The 3002-nt window shown below is 53.9% G+C and carries 3 protein-coding genes; all 3 read right to left on the reverse strand.

Annotated features, from left to right (window positions below; genetic code table 11):
- Positions 1–122: 122 nt before the first annotated feature.
- Complete coding sequence (locus Q7U71_05420; protein ID MDO9391194.1) at positions 123–1238, reverse strand: DUF362 domain-containing protein; 1116 nt, start codon at positions 1236–1238, stop codon at positions 123–125.
- Positions 1239–1266: 28 nt separating this feature from the next.
- A complete protein-coding gene (locus tag Q7U71_05425) occupies positions 1267–2031 on the reverse strand; it encodes a GGDEF domain-containing protein (protein ID MDO9391195.1) in 765 nt (254 codons plus the stop codon).
- Between the two features lie 25 nt (positions 2032–2056).
- On the reverse strand, positions 2057–3002 hold a 946-nt coding region (dprA, locus tag Q7U71_05430; GenBank protein MDO9391196.1), incomplete at its 5' end, for a DNA-processing protein DprA.

Raw genomic sequence — 3002 nt, forward strand, 5'->3', positions numbered from 1 at the left:
TTTGTATTTATTCAGGGTGTATCAGCGTTAATAGTTCGACAGTTCCTACCCTGAGCGGGGCACTGAGCTTGTCGAAGTGCCATGTCGAAGGTCTCACTACGGAGTCCGCGTCCCATTTTGGTTCATCGTCCCAGCAGCTTGGCCACCGGGCTGCGTTTCTGGTAAACCGCATGCTGGGGGCAGACCTCGCTGCAGCACAGACAGTTGATGCATAGCTTATAGTTGAACTCAGGCACGGCGCCGACCGAGGCCAAAGCGCTGACCGGACAGCTCTCCACGCAATAGCCGCAGTTGATGCACAATTTGGGATCAATGGCCGGATGGACCCAGAACAGCCTGGCGGCGTATTTGGCCAGAAAGTTTGGGATCAGGGAGTAGAACCAGTTGGGCGGCCACTTGAAATCTTTAAATGGAAATATCTGGTCGCCCAATACTTCTATCTGTTTGAGATTGGCTATGCCCAGTTTCTGTTGGGCGGCGATCCTGGTGGTGGGTATGTCCAGCGGCTTTTTGCCCAACAGATGGGCCGCATAGCCGTCCAGGGCCACTCCGTCCTGCCCGGCCATGATGAAACCGAGATCCCTGGGGTTTCCGGCCGAAGGCCCCAACCCCTCCATTCCCACCACGGCGTCAATGATGGTCAAATGCGGCCGGGCCAGGGCATAGATATCAACCAATAAGTTTGAAAAGTCCCAGGGCTTTGGGGCCTGCTTGTGGTACATGGACTTCTTGAGACCGGGGATCACCCCGTACATGTTCTTGACCGCGCCGGTCATCAGGGTCAGGCTGTGGGTCTTTAATTTGGGAAGGTTGATGAGGACATCAGCGTCCAGCACCGGCGTGGCAATGTGATATTTTTTGCCGTTAAGCTCTTTTAGGTGGACCCCGGATCTCTCAAAGCTGATCAATTCAACCGAATGTTTGCGGCAGACCTCCAGCATTCCGGTGGTGTCCCAGAATCCCTCCAGGCTCTTGAAGGCTCCGGCTGGGCTGTCGCCCACCATGGGAATGCCACCTGCTTCCTTGACCAGAATGATCACTGCCTCCACCACCGCCGGGTGGGTGGTGATGGCCCGGTCCGGGGTCTTGGCCGAAAGCAGGTTAGGCTTAAGCAGAACTTTATTGCCGGGCTTGACGAAAGACGAGATGCCTCCCAGCAGATCCACCGCCCGGGTAACCGCCCCAAGGATTTCTATGGGGTCGTAAGAATCGCATTTTACAAGGGATACTTTGGTCATTATCTGGCCCATTTATTAAGATTGACTATTATCCTGCGACGACCTTGTTCCGGCCCATATCCTTGGCCAGGTACAGGGACACATCCGCCTTACCTACCAGTTCATCAGCATTGCTTCCGCCTTCCGGGAACTCCACTACACCTATGCTGACAGTGATCCGCCCATTGGGCTGGCTCTCCTTCATCTTAAAGGGATATTCTTCAATGGCCATTTTTATCTTTTCAGCCAGTTTAACCCCCTGTTCCTTGTCGGTCTCCGGGGCCACCACCACGAACTCCTCTCCTCCATAACGGGCTACAAAATCTGGCTGTCTGATGGACCTGGTCAAAAGCTGGGCCAACTCCTTTAATAGATAATCTCCCTGCTGGTGTCCGTGGTTGTCGTTGTAATTTTTAAAATGATCGATATCCAGCATCAGCAATGACAGTTTTCTCTGGTAGCGAGACGACCGGTTCAGCTCTTCGGCCAGCATTTCAAAAAAATACCTCCGGTTGTATATCCCGGTCAGATAATCGGTATTGGACAAGGCTTCAATTTTATCGCATAATTTTGATATTTGTTGCGGATATATCCCAAAAAGGATCCCTGCCAAAGCGCCCAGAACCACAAAATACAAGGCCATGGGAAAATGGGCCTGGGAAAATGCCAGCGCCAGAAAAGTCAGATCGCGATTCTGGGTCCGGTAATACTGGTGAATGAACATGGAGGCCGGATGAAGGATTAAATATCCGGACAAGGCGCCCGCCAGTCCGTAGATCAGGGTCAGTTTGCGAAAAATAAATCTTTTGGTCATGGTTTGATTACAGCATAAATATTTATTAAGTTCTAATGAACATCTTACCCGGCATTTGCTTTACCAAGCCTTTCAATTCCAAAGATAAAAGGGTCCTAATAAGTTCTGAACTTTTTAAATTTGCGATCCCGGCCAGATCGTCTATATGCCGGGGTTCAGGCGTCATGGTGTTATAAAGGGTTTCCTCGGTTTTATCCAATTGCGGAGCGGGTGTGATTGGGGCATTATTAATATCCCGTGTCTTTCTGGATGTTCTCTGTTCCAGTTTAAGCTCTTCCAAAATATCCCGGGCGTTGCTCACTAATTTGGCCCCCTGCTTGATCAGCTGGTTGGTGCCCTGGCTGGTGGCCGAATTGACCGGCCCCGGTACCGCAAACACGTCCCGGCCCTGGTCGGCCGCCCAGCGCACGCTGGAGAAGACCCCGCTGTCGGCCCGGGCCTCCACCGCCACCACTCCCAGGGAAAGCCCGGTGATGATCCGGTTGCGGCTGGGGAAAAGCCCCGCCGCCGGTTGGGTGCCCATCGGATATTCCGAGATCACCGCGCCCTGGGCCGCTATCCGGTCCCGCAGTTTTTGGTTTTCTTTGGGATATGGTATGTCCACCCCGCAGCCCAGCACCGCGATGGTGCGGGCCGGCGCGGCCAAAGCCCCCATATGGGCCGAGGTGTCTATGCCCCGGGCCATACCGCTGACTATGGTCAGTCCGGCCTTTCCCAGTTCCAGCGCCAGGTTGCCGGCTATGTTGCGGCCGTAGGGGCTGGGATCGCGGGATCCGATCACCGCCACGGCCTTATGGTCCCGGGGTTCAAAATTACCTTTGACATACAGCAGGGCCGGGGCGTCGCCGAAATATTTCAGGTTTTCCGGGAATTCCGGATCGCCGGCGGTGATGATGCTGACGCCGTGCTTATGGGCCATTTCCAGCTGGGAATCTACGAAACTATTGTCGTTCCTTGAACGAATGATGGAC

This window comes from bacterium, assembly GCA_030655055.1.
Lineage (GTDB): Bacteria > Edwardsbacteria > AC1 > AC1 > EtOH8 > UBA5202.